The following is an 18,587-nucleotide window of genomic DNA, read 5'->3' on the forward strand; positions in this document are numbered from 1 at the left end:
AGGTACTTTTTCAATATCCATTCGATGGCTGCACATGCTAACATATCCAAATAAGATCGATAACGATAATTACTATCATTATCAGGGAAGTTGATATGTCATGCTCTGTTTCCGCGACACGCGCCTTCGCCGTGCCCGGACTATTGTTATTACTTGTTCTGACCACGGTATTAAGTCTGGTTATTGGCGCCAAGTCGCTACCTGCCTCCGTGGTGCTGGATGCGCTCACCGGCAGTTGTCAAAGCGCTGATTGCACCATCGTGCTTGACGCGCGACTCCCACGCACGCTGGCGGGGCTGCTCGCCGGTGGTGCGCTGGGCCTGGCTGGCGCATTAATGCAAACGCTCACGCGTAACCCTCTCGCCGATCCCGGCATTCTGGGCGTCAACTCCGGTGCCAGCTTCGCTATTGTGCTGGGCGCCGCGCTGTTCGGCTTTTCCTCTGCGCAAGAGCAACTGCTGATGGCCTTTTGCGGTGCGCTGGCTGCGTCGCTGATCGTAGCTTTTACCGGTAGTCAGGGCGGTGGGCAGTTAAGCCCGGTACGTCTGACGCTGGCGGGCGTTGCCCTGGGCGCGGTGCTGGAAGGATTATCCACCGGCATCGCCCTGCTCAACCCGGACGTTTACGATCAGTTGCGTTTCTGGCAAGCTGGCTCACTGGATATCCGCAGCCTGCAAACGCTGAAGGTGGTATTGGTACCAGTACTGATTGCCGCGGCTGTCGCACTGTTCCTCAGTCGCGCCCTGAATAACCTGAGCCTCGGGAGCGACACAGCTACCGCGCTTGGTAGTAAAGTCGCTCGCACACAGTTTATTGGCCTGCTGGTTATTACCGTACTGTGCGGCAGCGCGACCGCGATTGTCGGTCCTATCGCCTTTATCGGCCTGATGATACCTCACATGGCGCGCTGGCTGGTGGGGGCGGATCACCGCTGGTCGCTGCCCGTCACCCTGCTGGCAACCCCTTCTCTGTTACTGATTGCCGATATCATCGGTCGCCTGATTGTTCCCGGCGAGCTGCGCGTGTCGGTGGTCAGCGCTTTCATCGGCGCGCCGGTGCTTATCTTTCTGGTACGCCGTAAATCGCGCGGGGGTGGCGCATGATGCACCTCTCCCGCCGCCTGATAATCAGCAGCCTGCTGCTGGTTGCAGGTTGTCTCGTCATTGGTTTATGGAGCCTGCGTAGCGGCGTTGTTACGCTGGAAACCCAGCAAATTATTGCCGCCCTGCTCGGCGATGCGCCGCGCAGTATTACCCTGGTGGTGACCGAATGGCGTTTGCCACGCGTGCTCATGGCGCTATTGATTGGCGCAGCGCTCGGCGTGAGCGGCGCAATATTCCAGTCGCTGATGCGTAACCCGCTGGGTAGCCCGGATGTGATGGGCTTTAATACCGGTGCCTGGAGCGGTGTGCTGGTGGCAATGGTGCTGTTCGGACAGCATCTTACCGCGATCGCGCTGGCGGCCATGCTCGGTGGGATCCTGACTTCTCTGGTGGTCTGGGCGCTCGCCTGGCGCAATGGGATCGACACCTTCCGGCTAATTATTATTGGTATCGGCATACGCGCCATGCTGGTGGCGTTCAACACCTGGCTACTGCTGAAAGCATCATTAGAAACCGCGCTAACGGCCGGACTGTGGAACGCTGGATCACTCAATGGCCTGACCTGGGCCAAAACCTGGCCGTCTGCCCCGCTGATTATCATCATGCTGGTATGCGCCACATTGCTGGTACGCCGGATGCGCTTACTGGAAATGGGTGATGACAGCGCCTGTGCGCTTGGTGTCAGCGTTGAGCGCTCGCGTCTGATGATGATGCTGGTTGCGGTTGTACTGACCGCTGCCGCCACCGCGCTGGCGGGTCCTATCTCGTTTATTGCCCTTGTCGCGCCGCATATCGCGCGACGTATAAGCGGCACATCGCGCTGGGGATTAACCCTGTCAGCGCTGTGCGGCGCGTTGCTGCTGCTGATGGCGGATTTATGCGCCCAACAGCTGTTTATGCCTTATCAGCTTCCGGTGGGCGTTGTCACCGTAAGCCTCGGCGGTATTTATCTTATCGTCTTGTTAATTCAGGAGTCCCGCAAAAAATGACCGAATCAGTAGCCCGTTTGCGTGGCGACCAGTTAACGCTGGGTTATGGCAAGTTTACCGTGGCGGAAAACCTCAATGTGTCGATTCCCGACGGTCACTTCACCGCGATTATCGGGCCAAATGGCTGCGGGAAATCGACATTGCTGCGCACGCTTAGTCGCCTGATGACGCCCGCGAACGGCAAGGTCTGGCTTGACGGCGAACATATTCAACACTATGCCAGCAAGGAAGTCGCCCGAAGAATAGGTTTGCTGGCGCAAAACGCCACCACGCCGGGAGATATTACGGTACAGGAGCTGGTTGCCCGCGGGCGCTATCCGCACCAGCCGCTGTTTACCCGCTGGCGGCAAGAGGATGAAATTGCGGTCTCAAACGCCATGCAGGCGACGGGTATCACCCACCTGGCATCACAAAGTGTGGATACCCTTTCCGGCGGACAACGTCAACGTGCATGGATTGCGATGGTGCTGGCGCAGGAAACGTCGATTATGCTGCTTGATGAACCCACCACCTGGCTGGATATCAGTCATCAGATCGATCTGCTGGAACTGCTGAGTGAGTTAAACCGGGAAAAAGGCTACACGCTGGCCGCCGTTTTGCACGACCTGAATCAGGCCTGTCGCTATGCGACGCATCTGATTGCGCTGCGAGACGGAAAAATTATTGCCGAGGGAGCACCGAAGGAGATCGTCACCGCGCAGCTTATTGAAAAAATCTATGGACTGCGCTGTATGATTATCGACGATCCAGTTGCCGGAACGCCGTTAGTAGTGCCGCTTGGACGCAGCAAATAACACGCGTTATCGTAAGGCGGCTGGCTTGCCGCCATACGACAATTCATCACACCAGTTGCTGATCAATAAACGTCATTTTTTGCTTACGCGACACCATAGCATAGTTCAGCAAAACGCCACCACACGCCACCATTCCACCCAGTAATGCGGCCAGAATAACGATCATTGATTTAGCCGGGCCATCTTTTTTCACCGGCAGCGAAGGCGTAAGTTGATATTTAAACGGTGTGAATTTTACGTCGCTCACATTCATCGCTAACAGTTGCTCAACGTGATACTGCCGATTACGTAATTCACCGTTAATTTCAGCAACATCCGTTACTGATTTTTCTATTTCTAATTTACGTTCGATGCCGTCAGCACCCAGTGAAATAGAGAAATCGGGGTCATCCTTCACCGCCTGACCATTACTGTAGACCGGCTTTTTAATCCCGGCGGCATTGGCAATCTCCAGCGAGTAGTTCAGTCGCTGGATATTTGCTTCCAGCTGGTTCTTGAGCCTGACGCGATCCATCTCCAGCCTTTCTTTCTCGAAGCTGGTTTTGATCGACAGTTTATTGCGAATATCTTCCAGCGTTTCTTTCACTACAATATCAGAAATATACTGGATATATCCCTTCAGCACAGACTGAGCTTCTTCGGCATGAGGTGCGGTAAAACTCAGCGTCCATGAGGTATACAGCGAAGTTTCGTTCTTCTTACCCAGGTTAGTATCAACCGCTTTCATTTTCTCACTAAGCCTGACAATTGCCTGATGCAACTCCATTTCGTCGATATCAGCGCCTTTCAATTGATCCATCACGTAAGGTGAAGAGCGCAGATATTCTTCTAACAATGAAGGCGACTGGAATTTTTTGATAAACAGGTTAAACACATCACCACGGCTAACGCTAATATCCATATCCAGCACGCGCAATTTGGTCAACATATTCTCGAGACTCTGCCACTGAACCGGTTCTGCGGGGGTCACGATTGCCTGACTGGTCCATTTTTGCGGAAGCAGGAAAGATACCAGAATACCCACACAAGCAAAGGCGAAAACGGTCGCTATAATTTTCGTTCTTGCTCGCCATAAGATTTCGATTAGGTTCACTAAATCGATTTCATTTGCGTTTGCCGCTGGCTGAGGATAGCCAGTAAATTCCGAAACGTTATCTTGCTTAATATTTAATGATGACATGTTGCGTGACCTGAAAACTTTCCTAAAAGAAAAACATTCCTGTGGGAGAAGTCTACCAGCTAGTCAGAATTATCCGAAACACTCTTTGCGCTTATCGCCCTACCAAAAATTATATTCGGAATTTATTCACCCCTTTCATCACCTCGCACCGCACAAAAACAACAACTCCACAACATATTTTTTACATTGTGAAGCTGTTCGATCACCGCGACTGCAATATTCGTCTTGTTACACAGATTTATTAATCAGCGTATTTATTACAGGTCCTATCGCCTCAAACGCGGTGGGGGAAATAATATCAACATGCGCGCAGTCGTGGCGGTAAACATCCAGACTGGATATCCACGGCGACCAACTGCGTTCAGGGCTCACACCCGGTGCTAACGTGCGCTCAGCAACGAACAGCGTGGCGTGACCTGCAAACGGCACGCTGTGCGCCGTGGTGAGCAGGCGAACCGCATCGGCGTAGTTGCCTTCGATAGCGTTAAATAAGGCCTCTGACGCATTCCCCTGCTGCGCCGCCAGAAAGGCTTCGCGTTCACGCTCGATCTCCGCCAGCACCGCTGGATCCAGCCCATTGGCCTCTTTTTCTTGCCAGTTTTGCGTCTCTGGCGGCCAGGTATCCAACAGACCGAGGAATGCAACCGACTCTCCTCTGGCATGTAAGCGCGCGGCGATCCCCTGTGCCAGCGTGCCACCCAGCGAATAACCTAATAAATAGTAAGGTCCGTGAGGTTGTTGACTGAGCAGCGTTGCCAGGTGATGTTCGCATACCGAGTCGAGATTTTCCGCCGTTTGCATCGGGCCATCCGGTCGTGGCGACTGAATACCCATAATCGACCACTGAGGGCTGAGATAACGCGACAGCACGCTAAACTGCCAGGCAAAACCCGACGCCGGATGGAAGCAGAACAACGTTGGGCCGTGACTTTCACGCAGTGGCAATAGCGTCTCGAATCCCAGACGCTGCGACTGTTCATCATCATTGCTCTCCAGCAATGCGCTCAGTTGTTCCACGGTGGAAGCCACCATAATCTGCCCGGGCGTCACCTGACGCTCAAAAATGCGGCTCAACTGCGCTGCCAGCTTCATCGCCAGCAGCGAATGCCCACCAAGCGCAAAGAAATCAGCCTCTACATCATTCACCTCACAATCCAGCAAGGCCGCAAAAGACTGCGCGATGGTGGTCTCAGTCCCTGCTCGCGGTGCGCGCCCGGAAACACGCGACGTCAACTGCGGCATCGGTAGCGCTTTACGATCCAGTTTACCGTTCGCGCTAAGCGGCAACTCCGCCAGTTGTAACAATACCGTCGGTACCATGTGCGCAGGCAGTTTTTCGCGCAGACGTTCCCGCAACACAGCCGTATCCAGCGGCAAACCCGATTGCGACACCAGATACCCCACAAGTTGACGCGCATCGCCGCCTGTCGCCGCAGCCTGGTTGAATACGCAGGCATGGGCAACGGCATGCTCGACATCAGGCAACTGCTGCATCACCCGGTCAATCTCGCCGAGCTCAATGCGCTGTCCACGAATTTTAAGCTGGTCATCGCTGCGCCCGAGGTATTCCACCGCGCCATTTTCCAGCCAGCGCGCCACATCTCCGGTACGGTACATACGTTCACCGACGTTAAACGGATCGGCGATAAAGCGGCTCGCCGTCAGATCCGGACGCCCCAGATAGCCTTGCGCCAGTTGGATCCCCGTCAGATACAGGTCACCCGCTACGCCGAAAGGCACCGGGCGCATCATGGCATCCAGAATGCGTAAACCGGTATTCCATACCGGATAGCCAATCGGTACGCTGTTGCCGGTTACGGCAGCGAGATCTTCTCCCCAGGCTGGATACCAGCTCACATCGACCGCAGCTTCCGTTGGTCCGTACAAATTGTGCAGTGGCGCATGAGTCAACTGCTCCCACTCACGGCATAAATCGGCTGGCAAGGCTTCGCCGCTGCAAAATACCCGTTTCAGAGAGGCACAACTCTCCCGCGCGGTTTCCGGCGTCAGTGAAGCGACAAAAGCGGCCAACATAGAGGGGACAAAGTGCGTGGTCGTCACCCCATAACGGGCAAAGAACTGCTGCATCGTCAGCGGATCGCGGTGCGCTTCAGGTTCTGCCATGACAAGTTTTGCCCCGGCAATAAACGGCCAGAAAAACTCCCATACCGAGACGTCAAAACTGCATGGCGTTTTTTGCGCCACCACATCATCTGCGGTCAGCGGATAGTGATTTTGCATCCACAGCAGACGGTTAACGATGGCGGTTTGCCCAACCATCACCCCTTTTGGTCTACCGGTAGAACCGGAAGTAAAAATGATATAGGCCGTATGATTGGGTTGAGATAGCGCCAACGGAGCAGCATCTTCTGCTGGCAGCGGCGAGTCATAGCAGAGACTTTCCAGCCCTGGGATATCGCTAAAACGCGCCAGTTGCTCTTCAGTCGCTATCAACAATTTTGGCTTCGCGTCTTCGAGCATCATCCGCAGGCGATCGTCCGGGTATCCGGTATCCAACGGCAGCCAGGCAGCTCCGGCTTCCACAATACCGTGCAGCGCCAGCGTCAGGAACACAGAACGCGGTAATGCCACAGCTACGCTGTCGCCAGGACGGACGCCGCGTTCGCGCAGAAGGCTCGCCAGCGCCACGACCTGCTGGCGCATTTCGCGATAGCTAAACTGATAACGGGCATCGGCCAGCGCCGGGGCATCCGGCGTTTTATCGGCCTGCTGTGTCACCAGTGCGCTAAGCGTAGTGAACGGGATCTCCACGGTCGTGTCGTTAATCTTCGCCAGCCGCTCATGTTCTGTAGGCAACAGCATCCCGGCGTCGCCGCAGCATAGCGACGGATTGTCAGCAAACTGCTCGATAAGCCCGATTAAACGCGAGGCATGCTGCGCCAGCGTTTCTGCATCGTAGCGCTGTTTATTGGCCAGGATTTCAATACTCAGCCCGCCGTTTTCATCCGGGAACAACGCCAGTTCAAGATCGTTCACCGGTCCTGTCGCCAGCGTATGAGTTTGCGCCTGAACGCCGGGAATATTCAGATGATAGTCGAATATTTTCACGTTCAGCACCGGGCCAAACAGCGGCTCTGCACCGGCTGCACGCCCGCTGTCGCGAACGATTTGTTCGGCATCATAACGTTGATGCCGACGCATTTTCTTCAACTGTCCGGCCAGTCGTTGTGCAAGCGCAGGCAAGTTTTCTGCCGCATCCAGCCTCACACCAAATGGCAGAACGTTTAAAACCGGTCCAGTGGACGTCAACGCCGCCGAGCCCATGCGCCGCATAAAGATAAACCCGGCGGCATAATCCATTCGGCTGCATAAACGTCCCAGCCACAATGCCACCAGCGCGAGGGCCAGATCCGCACGCTGAACGTCAGGCATGCGTGCCGCAAGCCGGCGAAACGCTCCTTCAGGCGCGGTTAACTTCATGCGAATAATATCCGCGCTGGCCGAGCGTCCCGGCAACGGATTGTTCGACAGCGAAGCAGGAGGTGGGAGTTGCTTTCGCTGCTCGCGCCAGAAGGCGCCGTCCCGTTGCCAGGCATCACTTTGACGGTACTGTTGATACTCTTCCACCACCTCGGCGAACGGCGTAAAAGGCGAGTCTGGCGTAGACTCGCCATGTAGCCATGCGCGATAGATTGCGGCTATCTGGCGGGTAATGGCCGGGAAGCTGAAGCCATCGACCAGCAAATGATGGTAACGCTGATACCAATACCAACGTTTATCTCCCACCTGTAAAAGCTGGTGAAAAACCAGCGGCTTATTGCCGTCAGCACGTATGTCCTGCTGCAGGTCTGCCTGCATCAACGCACGCGCCGCCTCATGTGGGTTGGATTTTTCGCGCAGATCGATGATTTCGGGTTGCGCAAAAGTGAGCGCAGGATCCACCCATTGCCAGACCTCGCCGTTATCTTCGCTAAACTGCATTCGCAAGGTATCGGCCTGCTCCAGGCCCGCCACAACCGCTTTCGCCAGCAACAACGCGTCCAGTTCGCCGGTTAATTCTACGTAGTGCGCCACGCTCCACGCCGAGGGCAATGTGGAGAGTTTTTCCGCCATCCAGATCCCCGGCTGAGCCGCCACTAACGGTAAACGCTGAGTCATGGAGCCTCCTGCACATCGACATAGTTCGCGGGCGTCAGCGTGGTCCAGTTTGCATCCAGCCATTGCTGGCAGGCTTCCTGGGATTGGGGTTCGCAAGCAATTTGCCAACCAGCAGGAAGTGAACACTGCTGCGGCCAAAGGCTAAACTGACGTTGGGGATTTTGCAGAATGTAAAACTGGCCCTGCGGATTATCGAAGGGGTTACTGAATTCCATACTCAACTCCTGTCGTGGAACGTCGTCCGGTTAAATCGTGTCGGTAAGCGGTTGCCAGAGCGTCATTAGCCCTTGCATCAAACCGCCGCGCCAGCAAAGCGCATCGTGTCCACCATCAACCTGACGCCAGAAAATAGACTGTGGTGCAGAAGGTAACTGGGCATATAACGCCTGATTAGCGCGATAAATAATGGGCTCGCGGAGCCCCGCTTCCAGGACAATACGCAGTCCCTGAGCGCTGATGGTCCCGGTCTTCAGTTGCTCGACGATCGCTCCGTCCTGACCACCACCACGATGCGGCCACCAGTAAGAGCCCGACTGGCTAAGAACACAGCCAAAGCGCGCGGGCCAGTTCAGCCCGGCATACAGAGATGACAACCCGCCAAAACTTTGTCCGGCGACCACAGTACGCTGTGGATCGTCACTGAACGCGGTCGTCGTCTTCACCAGTGGTAATAGCTCCTCTTGTACCGCCAACCAAAAATCAGCGTTACACGGCAGTTCGCGGCTACGGTGAGCCGTGTCAATGGCATCAATCAGGAGATAAACGGCAGGAGGAAGGTGTCCACGATGCGTAAGTGAAGTTAGCGCAGGCCAGACCGGCATACTCTGTGCCCAAAACTGCCCATCCAGCAGGATAGCCAGCGGACGAGATTCCGCTTGGGCCTCACCGGTGGTAAATACCCATACGCGACGCGTATTACCAAGCCTTGCGCTACGCCATTGCAGGCAAACTGCGGGTGAATCGGGGTTTTCAGGTCGATCCCATCCGGGCTGTACGGGCGCCTCCGGCATTTCCAGCGCAGACACCGCATGGCCGCGACCGCCCTGCCAGCTCTGCGGATTAAGGGGATCGGCAATGGCCTGCGGCAGCAATTGCCGCCAGCCTTCACGCAGTGCGCTTCGGTCAGGCGCTGCGCCCACCGCCAGCGAGGAAAAGATATCGTTTCGTGTTGTCGGGATAAAACAGTAGCTGCCGCGCCAGTTGGCGCTGAGAGAAACACGCCAGCACCAAACATTTGTTCCATCAATGCGTTGCATCGACTGAGGGGTAGCGTTTTGATGATGATCGGTGACGCCAGTGATATAGACCCACACGCGATGAATGGCTGACTCTTTCTCCGTTCCCTGCGGGTCACGCCACCAGAAGGCTACCCGATAATTTCCGTTGTCTTCACGCTCCCACTCCGGGCCTTTTTTTGACTGCCACCACGCCTCGCTTCCCATCTTTAACGTCGTCACCGCCATAACCCCATGTTTATTGTGAAATTTTATGATCTAGCGTGAAATATATTGATAATATTATTGATAACTATTTGCATTTGCAATAGCGTATTGTCGCGCTGTGGGAAGCGCGCACAGTTTTTCACCACTTATAAACCGACCTGGCGCTGCGTACTTTTTCTGGAATGGATAGTTTACGCAGATGCGGGCGACATCAGACCAAATGCCGCACCGAGGCACATTGGTACTCGTGGCTAAAAGAACAGCAGGACATACAATGAACAACAAGATTCATTCACTGGCCTTATTGGTCAATTTAGGGATTTACGGGGTAGCCCTGCCAGCAATGGCAGAAGATCAAACCGATAGCGTAGCTGTCTCTCATGAAGACACCATCGTCGTTACCGCCGCCCAGCAGAACCTACAGGCGCCGGGCGTTTCAACCATTACCGCTGATGAAATTCGTAAGAACCCTCCCGCTCGCGATGTGTCGGAAATCATCCGTACCATGCCTGGCGTTAACCTGACCGGTAACTCAACCAGCGGTCAGCGCGGCAACAACCGCCAGATCGATATTCGCGGCATGGGGCCAGAAAACACCCTGATTTTGATCGACGGTAAACCGGTTACCAGCCGTAACTCCGTACGCCAGGGCTGGCGCGGCGAGCGTGATACCCGCGGCGATACCGCCTGGGTTCCACCGGAAATGATTGAGCGTATTGAAGTGCTGCGCGGTCCTGCCGCGGCACGCTATGGCAATGGCGCAGCTGGCGGCGTGGTGAATATCATCACCAAAAAAGGCAGCAATGAATGGCACGGTTCCTGGGATACCTATTTCAACGCCCCGGAACACAAAGACGAAGGATCGACCAAGCGCACCAACTTTAGCCTGAATGGTCCAATGGGTGGGGATTTCAGCTTCCGCCTGTACGGTAATCTCGATAAAACCCAGGCCGACGCATGGGACATCAACCAGGGTCATCAGTCAGAACGTACCGGCACATATTCAAATACCTTACCAGCCGGTCGTGAAGGGGTGATCAACAAAGACATTAACGGTGTGGTTCGCTGGGATTTCGCCCCACTCCAGTCACTGGAATTGGAAGCCGGTTATAGCCGTCAGGGTAACCTGTATGCGGGCGACACTCAAAACACTAACACCAACCAACTGGTGAAAGATAACTACGGGAAAGAGACCAACCGTCTTTACCGCCAGAACTACTCTCTGACCTGGAATGGCGGCTGGGATAACGGCGTCACCACCAGCAACTGGGTGCAGTACGAACATACACGTAACTCCCGTACGCCTGAAGGTCTGGCGGGCGGTACTGAGGGTATCTTCGACCCGAATGCGTCACAAAAATATCTCGACGCCGACCTGAGTGACGTCATGCTGCACAGTGAAGTCAGCATTCCGTTAGATCTGCTGGTCAACCAAAATCTGACGCTCGGTACTGAGTGGAACCAGCAACGCATGAAGGACATGTTGTCCAATTCACAGACCTTTATGGGCGGTGATATTCCAGGTTCGAGCAGTACCAACCGTAGCCCATACTCAGACGCAGAGATTTTCTCTCTGTTTGCTGAAAACAACATGGAACTGACCGACAGCACTATGTTGACGCCGGGTCTGCGTTTCGACCACCACAGCATCGTTGGCGACAACTGGAGCCCATCTCTGAACCTGTCCCAGGGTCTGGGTGATGACTTCACGCTGAAGATGGGGATTGCGCGAGCCTATAAAGCACCAAGCCTGTACCAGCTCAACCCGAACTACATTCTGTACAGCAAAGGCCAGGGTTGCTACGCCACCGGTTCCGCGACGGGCATTGGTTGCTACATGATGGGCAACGATGACCTGAAGGCCGAAACCAGTATCAACAAAGAGATTGGTCTTGAGTTCAAACGTGACGGCTGGCTGGCCGGGGTAACCTGGTTCCGTAACGATTACCGCAACAAGATTGAAGCGGGTACGGTACCGTTCGACAGAACGTCTATCACCAGCAAAGGGAAGACGACTTACACTGATATCTATCAGTGGGAAAACATTCCTAAAGCAGTGGTTGAGGGTCTGGAAGGTACGTTGAACGTACCGGTTAGCGAAACCGTTAACTGGACCAACAACATTACCTACATGCTGCAAAGTAAGAATAAAGAGACCGGCGAGCGTTTGTCGATTATTCCTGAATACACGCTGAACTCAACGCTGAGCTGGCAGGCGCGTGAAGATTTATCGCTGCAGTCAACCTTCACCTGGTACGGTAAACAGCAGCCGAAGAAATACGATTACCAGGGTAAACCCGTAACCGGTAGTTCGGCGAGTGAAGTCAGCCCGTACAGCATCGTCGGCCTGAGCGCGACCTGGGATGTGACGAAAAATGTCAGCCTGACTGGCGGCGTGGATAACGTCTTCGACAAACGTCTGTGGCGTGAAGGCAATGCCCAGACCACGGGCGATATTGTAACCGGGAACTATATGGCGGGCGCAGGCGCGCACACCTATAACGAACCGGGCCGGACGTGGTTCATGAGCGTTAATACGCACTTCTGATAACGTTTCTCCCTCTCCTCGCTACGGGGAGAGGGAAACAATAACGACGATGCACACAACGCACACAACGCTCACTTTCGCAGACCACACGCTGCACATTGTCGAGTTCGATCCCGACACCTTCCAAGAGCACGACCTGTTCTGGCTCCCCCACCATACTCAGCTTCAATCCTGTGGGCGTAAGCGTAAAGCTGAGCACTTAGCGGGGCGCATTGCCGCAGTACATGCATTACGTGAATACGGTATCAAAACTGTGCCTGGCATCGGCGGGCAGCGACAACCGCTGTGGCCACAAAAGTTGTTTGGCAGCATCAGCCACAGTACGTCAACTGCACTGGCGGTGGTATCGACGCATCCCGTCGGACTGGATATAGAAGCTATTTTTACACCACAAACCGCAGTTGATCTGACTGGCGGCATTATCGATAACTGTGAACAACGGCTTTTACAGTTCAGTTTGGTTCCCTTTCCGCTCGCCTTAACCTTGGCGTTTTCCGCCAAAGAGAGCGTGTATAAAACATTTTCCGCGCAGGCATCGGAGCTGCCGGGATTTGCCAGCGCCAAAATAGTTGCACTCACAGCGACACACTTAACGGTGCAAATCACCCCGTCATTTTCGCAAAACCTCGCCGGGCAGGAAGTTAATGTTCGCTGGTTTCAGCATGATGAAAACATCATTACTCTGTGTGAAGCGACTTTGTAACAAAGTCAGCCATTGACCGGCGTTGCCGCCCGTGTTCATCAAAGTTCTCCGCCGCCAGCCAGCGTTGTAACACGGCGTCACACTGGGGCCATTCACCGTCAATCATCGATAACCAGTCGCTGTCGCGATTGCGACCCTTGCGCACAATCTTCTGACGAAAGCGTCCTTCGAAGATAAACCCAAGGCGCTCCGCCGCCCGGCGCGAAGCGGTGTTCAGAGAATCGCATTTCCACTCCACGCGACGATAACCCAACGCAAACGCCTGGCGCAGCAGCAGCCAGATGCTTTCGGTGCCAAGTACCGTATTTTTCATGCGCGGTGACCAGGTCACATGACCAATTTCGACCGAACCGTGCTCGCGTTCGATCGCCATAAAACACACCAGTCCAACGGCACGTCCGAAACGCTGCTCAATGACGGCATAGGGAACCAGAGAGGCATCAGTGGATTTCCCCTCAACCCAACAAGCTGCAGCCTCAACGCTTGTGGGGCGAGAGCTTGCAAGCCAGGTCCAGTCGCGATCGTCCGGTGCCTGCGCGTAGGCATCAAACAGATCGGCGGCATGGCTGTCGGCATCCAGAGGAACCAGTCGACAATATTGACCGACAAGCGTTTCCCGTGGCAGTACGGCAGCGCCATTCCAGTCCGGCACAACATCGCCGACGGTCTGCCCATAAAGATTTATTTCCGGCACGATTCAACCCCAGTTGCAAAGTAAAAAATAGTTATAACACCAGCTATTTCACCTTCAAAGCGTCACCAGGGAATATCTGACAACGAACAGAAAATCAGCCGCCCTTCTATACTGATTAAAAATCAACGCTGAAGAGAGTCTTATGCCACTTCCCGATTTTCATGTTTCTGACCCTTTCACGTTAGGCATTGAACTGGAAATGCAGGTGGTCAATCCTCCGGGCTACGACCTGAGTCAGGATTCTTCCCGGCTGATTGACGCCGTAAAGTCACGGCTTACCGCCGGAGAAGTGAAGCACGATATCACGGAAAGTATGCTGGAGATGGCGACCGGAGTTTGTCGCAATATCGACCAGGCGAGTGCTGAATTATCCGCTATGCAGCAGATAATCACGCGGGTTGCTGCAGAGCAGCACCTCGCCATTTGTGGCGGTGGTACGCATCCATTTCAAAAATGGCAACGTCAGGAAGTCTGCGATGACGAACGCTATCGGCGTAACCTGGAAAATTTCGGTTATCTTATTCAGCAGGCGACGGTATTTGGCCAGCATGTGCATATCGGCTGCGCAAACGGCGACGATGCCATATACCTTCTGCACGGCCTGTCGCGATTTGTTCCGCATTTTATTGCGCTCTCTGCCGCTTCACCTTATATGCAGACGTCCGACACGCGGTTTGCCTGCGCGCGACTGAATATATTCTCCGGATTTCCCGATAATGGCCCGATGCCATGGGTGAATAACTGGCAAGAATTCGAGGGGCTATTCCGTCGACTGGCTTACACCAGCATGATTGATAGTATTAAAGATTTACACTGGGATATCCGTCCCAGCCCGCACTTTGGCACGGTAGAGGTTCGGGTAATGGATACGCCACTGACCCTTGATCATGCGGTCAATATGGCAGGGCTTATTCAGGCTACCGCCCACTGGTTACTCACCAAACGGCCGTTCAAGCACCAGGAGCGTGATTACCTGTTGTATAAATTCAATCGTTTTCAGGCCTGCCGCTTTGGTATGGCGGGAATCATCACCGACGTCAATACCGGCGACGGTTGTCGCCTGTCAGATGACACATTGCGACTACTGGAGAATGTTGCGGTTTCTGCGGATAAAGTGGGCGCGACCAGCGCGATTGAAGCTATACACCTGCAGGTTAAAAATGATCATGATGAAGCACAAAACATGCGTGACTTCGTCGCCGAAGGCGGGTCACTGAGTGGTCTGGTGAAAAAACATTGTGAGATTTGGACCGGGCTTTGAGCGTGGGAATTTGCGTTGCCCGCAGAGATCCCGGACAATGGCTTTTTAACTCAAGTTTAACAATGTTATGAAACACCCGCTTGAATCACTGATGACCGTAGCAGGGATCCTGCTGCTGGCTTTTTTGTCTTGCCTGCTGCTGCCCGCCCCCTCGCTTGGCCTGGTGCTGGCGCAAAAACTCGTCGCCATTTTTCATCTGATGGATCTCAATCAGTTTTATACTTTGCTGTTTTTTCTGTGGTTTTTACTGCTGGGTGTGATTGAATATTTGGTGCTGCGCTTCATCTGGCGGCGCTGGTTCTCGCTGGCGGATTAGACCCGCGAGAACCCTTTGCTGTTAATGCGTTCGGCTATGATTTTCTTTGCGATAAGCGCCCGGCGGCTGGCTGAACGTACGGGTGAAAATACGCGTAAAGGTCTGCTGCGAATCGAATCCGTATTTCAAACAGATGTCGTACACTTTCTGGTCGGTATCGCGTAGATCGCGCGCGGCCAGTAGCAGCTTACGTTCCCGAATGTAACGCCCGAGGCTTTCGCCTTTATACTGCATAAAAAGACGCTGCAGGTGCCATTTTGAATATCCCGCATGGCGTGCAATATCATCAATGCGCAATGGTTGATTCAAATTATCATCAATCCATTCAACAATCGTATCAATTACCTGAGCAGAAATCGTCATCATGCTCTCCCCTGTATTCATTGAGTCACCTGTTGCCACCAGGCCGTAAACAGTTGGTCCGGTTCGGACAGTATTACCGGTTCACCCAACATTGGCGTCAGCAATCGGTAATTGTAACGACGGCTGGCAAGCGCCAGTCGTTTGTAAGGATCATCCCAGGTATGTTTCGCCAGAACGAAACGACCTGCATGCCCTGGTAGAACGGCTTTCGCATGCAGATCGACCGCAGCCTGTGCCGTCTCTTCCGGCATCATGTGAATAAACTTCCAGTCATGGTCATACTGGCCGTTCTCCATAATCGCCAAATCAACCGAGCCAAACTGCTCGCCGATGGCTTTAAAATGCGGTCCATAGCCGGAATCGCCGCTGTAATAAACGTTCTGCTCCGGCGTTTCAAACATGAAACTCGCCCATAGCGTCTGATTGCGCTTGATGCCTCTCCCCGAAAAATGACGGGCTGGCAACGCATGAACGATCAGCGAATCCGTTACTCTGATGGATTGATTCCAGTCCATCTCGTCGATTATCTCGCCGCGCATTCCCCAATAACGCAGATGTGACCCTACGCCAAGCGGCGTAATCACCCGCTTAATTTTCGGCATTAACGCCTTGATCGTGGCGAGATCCAGATGGTCATAGTGATCGTGCGAGATAATAAGCAGATCGATCTCCGGCATCGTCTGTGCGGACCACGGATAATCACCGGCAAAGGCTTTGTTCAGGAATGAAAGCGGTGCGGCATAGTTGCTAAACACGGGATCGATCAGGATACGTTGACCGGCCAGCTGCAAATACCACGAAGAGTGACCCAGCCAGACAAGCGTGTCCTGCTCTGGAGATAACCCGGCGAGATCGGTCGCCACCAATGGCAACGGATGTGCTGGCCGCGCATTTTCGCGCTTAGCGACCAAAAACTCCCACCAGGCAGCCAGCATACTTTTGTTGCCGGTATAGCCCGGTGTTGGCACCTGGTTATGAAACTGTCCATCACGATAGTGCGGTGACTGTTCAACCTGACTCAGCTGTGCCCCTTTCGGTGCCTGACCAAACCCGGCATTGAGTAAAAACGGTAAACTTGCAGCTGCGCCAATGAGCATAATAACAACCACACAAACTGTGAGACGCTTCATATCCTGACCTTAAACACGCCCCCTTTCCGCTGGTTTGCGTGACTGACTCTTGATTATGAGTGAGTAAGCACTCATTATAGAAATCGAAAGTTCGCCGTCAAGATGATTTTCAATCTTTGACATTCACCGTTGCGGTGCTGCAAAGGCCGTGATTCAATCATGCTTTTTACAACTTAAGGGTAAAGTGTAGTGGCTCGTCCGAAGAGTGAAGACAAAAAATTGGCATTACTGGAAGCTGCAACCACAGCATTTGCACAATCAGGTATTGCGGCGTCTACCGCCGTAATTGCCCGCAATGCAGGTGTTGCGGAGGGAACATTGTTTCGCTATTTCGCGACCAAAGATGATTTAATCAACGAGCTTTACCTCTTTTTAAAGCACGATCTCTGTCAGTCGATGATGGCAAATCTGGATCGCTCAGTGACCGATGCCAAAACCATGACTCACTATATCTGGAACAGCTACATTAGCTGGGGCCTGAACCATACCTGTGGGCATCGCACGATTCGCCAGTTAGCCGTTAGCGAGAAAATCAGCAAAGAAACAGAACAGCAGGCTGACGATATGTTTCCCGAACTGCGCGATCTTTGTCATCGTTACGTACGACCTGAGTTTATGTCTGACGAATATCGCGCCTTTGGCGATGGCCTTTTTCTCTCTTTGGCGGAAACCACCATGGAGTTCGCTGCCCGAGACTCTGCCCGGGCCAAGGAATACATATCGATGGGATTTGAAGCGATGTGGCGCGCTCTAACCCGCGAGGAACAATAATGGACGGCCAGACCCTACCTACCTGTGCGAAACGCCTTGCGCTCGAACTGCCTTTTACCGAACACTGCTGGCCATTCGGCCCGGAGTACGATGTCTTCAAGGTTGGCGGTAAAATTTTTATGCTGGTCACGGAGCTTCGCGGACGTCCGCTTATTAACCTGAAATCCGATCCGCAAAAATCACTGTTAAACCAGCAGATCTACCCCAGCATTAAACCCGGCTATCACATGAATAAAAAGCACTGGATCTCGGTCTATCCGGGCGACGACATTACCGAGTCATTACTGGCAGAGCTGGTGAATGATTCCTGGCACCGCGTCGTTGACGGCTTGCCGAAGCGGGATCAAAAACGCCTGCGTCCAGATTGATTTATCGCTAACCCCGATAAGTGTTTTTGCATTTTCCTGTCTTATCTTTTTCCTGCTAACCCTGTACCCTGCTGAAACAAAACGTACCCGCAGGGTATAAAAAACCACCAGGAGTAGTTATGGATATTGTTTCTGTCGCCTTAAAACGTTACTCCACTAAGGCATTCGATCCGACTAAAAAACTGACCGCTGAGCAGGCAGAAAAATTAAAAACGCTGCTGCAGTTTAGCCCATCCAGCACCAACTCTCAGCCATGGCATTTTATCGTTGCCAGCACTGATGAAGGTAAAGCGCGTGTGGCCAAATCCGCAGCCGGCGGCTTTGTGTTCAACGAACGTAAAATGCTGGATGCTTCCCACGTAGTAGTGTTCTGCGCCAAAACGGCGATGGACGACGCGTGGCTGGAGCGCGTGGTGGATCAGGAAGAGAGCGATGGCCGCTTCGCCACCCCTGAAGCTAAAGCTGCAAACCACAAAGGTCGTACCTTCTTTGCTGATATGCATCGCAAAGAACTGAAAGATGACAACCACTGGATGGCAAAACAGGTGTATCTGAACGTTGGTAACTTCCTGCTGGGCGTTGCAGCAATGGGTCTGGATGCAGTGCCGATCGAAGGCTTTGATGCAGCGGTGATGGATGCAGAGTTTGGTCTGAAAGAAAAAGGTTTCACCAGCGTAGTGGTGGTCCCGGTGGGTCATCACAGCGTAGAAGATTTCAACGCCGCGCTGCCGAAATCCCGTCTGCCGCTGGAAACAACGCTGACAGAAGTCTAGTCCCCACATTTGCATAAGCTCCACACAGCGGTC

17 protein-coding genes are annotated in these 18,587 nt (G+C 53.7%); 10 read left to right on the plus strand and 7 right to left on the minus strand.

All coding sequences use genetic code 11. The features are described 5' to 3' along the window. Positions 1-95 precede the first annotated feature (95 nt). Genes fepD through fepC form a run of 3 tightly spaced genes read left to right on the plus strand, consistent with a single transcriptional unit; the run spans position 96 to position 2,886 of the window. On the plus strand, positions 96-1,103 hold the full coding sequence (gene fepD, locus OGV74_RS19220; protein ID WP_086503813.1) for a Fe(3+)-siderophore ABC transporter permease: 1,008 nt from the start codon (positions 96-98) through the stop codon (positions 1,101-1,103). After that, entirely contained in the window at positions 1,100-2,092 is a 993-nt protein-coding gene (fepG, locus tag OGV74_RS19225; RefSeq protein WP_003022026.1) for an iron-enterobactin ABC transporter permease, read from the plus strand. The genes fepD and fepG overlap by 4 nt, the downstream gene beginning before the upstream one ends. Continuing rightward, a complete protein-coding gene (fepC, locus tag OGV74_RS19230) occupies positions 2,089-2,886 on the plus strand; it encodes an iron-enterobactin ABC transporter ATP-binding protein (RefSeq protein ID WP_003022023.1) in 798 nt (265 codons plus the stop codon). Before fepG ends, fepC begins: the two co-directional genes overlap by 4 nt. 46 nt (positions 2,887-2,932) lie before the next feature. Here fepC and wzz(fepE) read toward each other — a convergent pair whose 3' ends face one another. The 4 genes from wzz(fepE) to fes all read right to left on the minus strand — a co-directional run bounded on the left by wzz(fepE) (position 2,933) and on the right by fes (position 9,648). Further along, positions 2,933-4,066 carry an LPS O-antigen length regulator Wzz(fepE) gene (gene wzz(fepE), locus OGV74_RS19235; RefSeq protein ID WP_086503812.1) on the minus strand — a complete coding sequence of 378 codons (1,134 nt, stop codon included), beginning with the start codon at positions 4,064-4,066 and terminating at the stop codon, positions 2,933-2,935. A gap of 228 nt (positions 4,067-4,294) precedes the next feature. After that, positions 4,295-8,185, minus strand: coding sequence for an enterobactin non-ribosomal peptide synthetase EntF (entF, locus tag OGV74_RS19240; RefSeq protein ID WP_086503811.1), 3,891 nt, complete (start codon positions 8,183-8,185; stop codon positions 4,295-4,297). After that, entirely contained in the window at positions 8,182-8,400 is a 219-nt protein-coding gene (locus OGV74_RS19245) for an MbtH family protein (RefSeq protein ID WP_003835654.1), read from the minus strand. The genes entF and OGV74_RS19245 overlap by 4 nt, the downstream gene beginning before the upstream one ends. A 30-nt stretch (positions 8,401-8,430) precedes the next feature. Further along, complete coding sequence (fes, locus tag OGV74_RS19250; RefSeq protein ID WP_286521389.1) at positions 8,431-9,648, minus strand: enterochelin esterase; 1,218 nt, start codon at positions 9,646-9,648, stop codon at positions 8,431-8,433. Positions 9,649-9,901: 253 nt separating this feature from the next. On the opposite strand from fes, the gene OGV74_RS19255 reads away from it, so the two are divergent. Both OGV74_RS19255 and entD read left to right on the plus strand, forming a co-directional pair. Beyond that, positions 9,902-12,175, plus strand: coding sequence for a TonB-dependent siderophore receptor (locus OGV74_RS19255; RefSeq protein ID WP_003835658.1), 2,274 nt, complete (start codon positions 9,902-9,904; stop codon positions 12,173-12,175). Positions 12,176-12,224: 49 nt separating this feature from the next. Beyond that, positions 12,225-12,878 (plus strand): enterobactin synthase subunit EntD, encoded by a 654-nt coding sequence (entD, locus tag OGV74_RS19260; protein ID WP_049002150.1) that lies wholly within the window; start codon positions 12,225-12,227, stop codon positions 12,876-12,878. On the opposite strand, the gene OGV74_RS19265 is transcribed toward entD, so the two are convergent. Continuing rightward, positions 12,853-13,572, minus strand: coding sequence for a GNAT family N-acetyltransferase (locus tag OGV74_RS19265; RefSeq protein WP_003835662.1), 720 nt, complete (start codon positions 13,570-13,572; stop codon positions 12,853-12,855). The two genes, entD and OGV74_RS19265, sit on opposite strands and share 26 nt — an antisense overlap. Before the next feature lie 142 nt (positions 13,573-13,714). On the opposite strand from OGV74_RS19265, the gene OGV74_RS19270 reads away from it, so the two are divergent. Both OGV74_RS19270 and OGV74_RS19275 read left to right on the plus strand, forming a co-directional pair. Then, complete coding sequence (locus OGV74_RS19270; RefSeq protein WP_086503808.1) at positions 13,715-14,833, plus strand: YbdK family carboxylate-amine ligase; 1,119 nt, start codon at positions 13,715-13,717, stop codon at positions 14,831-14,833. A gap of 67 nt (positions 14,834-14,900) precedes the next feature. Then, on the plus strand, positions 14,901-15,149 hold the full coding sequence (locus OGV74_RS19275; RefSeq protein ID WP_003021999.1) for a DUF1158 domain-containing protein: 249 nt from the start codon (positions 14,901-14,903) through the stop codon (positions 15,147-15,149). Between the two features lie 21 nt (positions 15,150-15,170). On the opposite strand, the gene OGV74_RS19280 is transcribed toward OGV74_RS19275, so the two are convergent. Together OGV74_RS19280 and OGV74_RS19285 are read right to left on the minus strand one after the other, a co-directional pair. Continuing rightward, on the minus strand, positions 15,171-15,512 hold the full coding sequence (locus tag OGV74_RS19280) for a RamA family antibiotic efflux transcriptional regulator (protein ID WP_003021996.1): 342 nt from the start codon (positions 15,510-15,512) through the stop codon (positions 15,171-15,173). 17 nt (positions 15,513-15,529) lie between these two features. Further along, entirely contained in the window at positions 15,530-16,642 is a 1,113-nt protein-coding gene (locus OGV74_RS19285) for an MBL fold metallo-hydrolase (RefSeq protein WP_032948766.1), read from the minus strand. Positions 16,643-16,831: 189 nt separating this feature from the next. Here OGV74_RS19285 and OGV74_RS19290 point away from each other — a divergent pair, with 189 nt between their 5' ends. The 3 genes from OGV74_RS19290 (at position 16,832) to nfsB (ending at position 18,554) form a co-directional block, all read left to right on the plus strand. Continuing rightward, positions 16,832-17,413, plus strand: coding sequence for a TetR/AcrR family transcriptional regulator (locus OGV74_RS19290; protein ID WP_003021988.1), 582 nt, complete (start codon positions 16,832-16,834; stop codon positions 17,411-17,413). Further along, positions 17,413-17,781, plus strand: coding sequence for an MmcQ/YjbR family DNA-binding protein (locus OGV74_RS19295; RefSeq protein ID WP_032948764.1), 369 nt, complete (start codon positions 17,413-17,415; stop codon positions 17,779-17,781). The genes OGV74_RS19290 and OGV74_RS19295 overlap by 1 nt, the downstream gene beginning before the upstream one ends. 119 nt (positions 17,782-17,900) lie before the next feature. Further along, a complete protein-coding gene (gene nfsB, locus OGV74_RS19300; RefSeq protein ID WP_003021982.1) occupies positions 17,901-18,554 on the plus strand; it encodes an oxygen-insensitive NAD(P)H nitroreductase in 654 nt (217 codons plus the stop codon). Positions 18,555-18,587 lie beyond the last annotated feature (33 nt).

This window comes from Citrobacter sp. Cf116, assembly GCF_030336505.1.
In the GTDB taxonomy this organism is placed as follows: Bacteria; Pseudomonadota; Gammaproteobacteria; order Enterobacterales; family Enterobacteriaceae; genus Citrobacter; species Citrobacter freundii.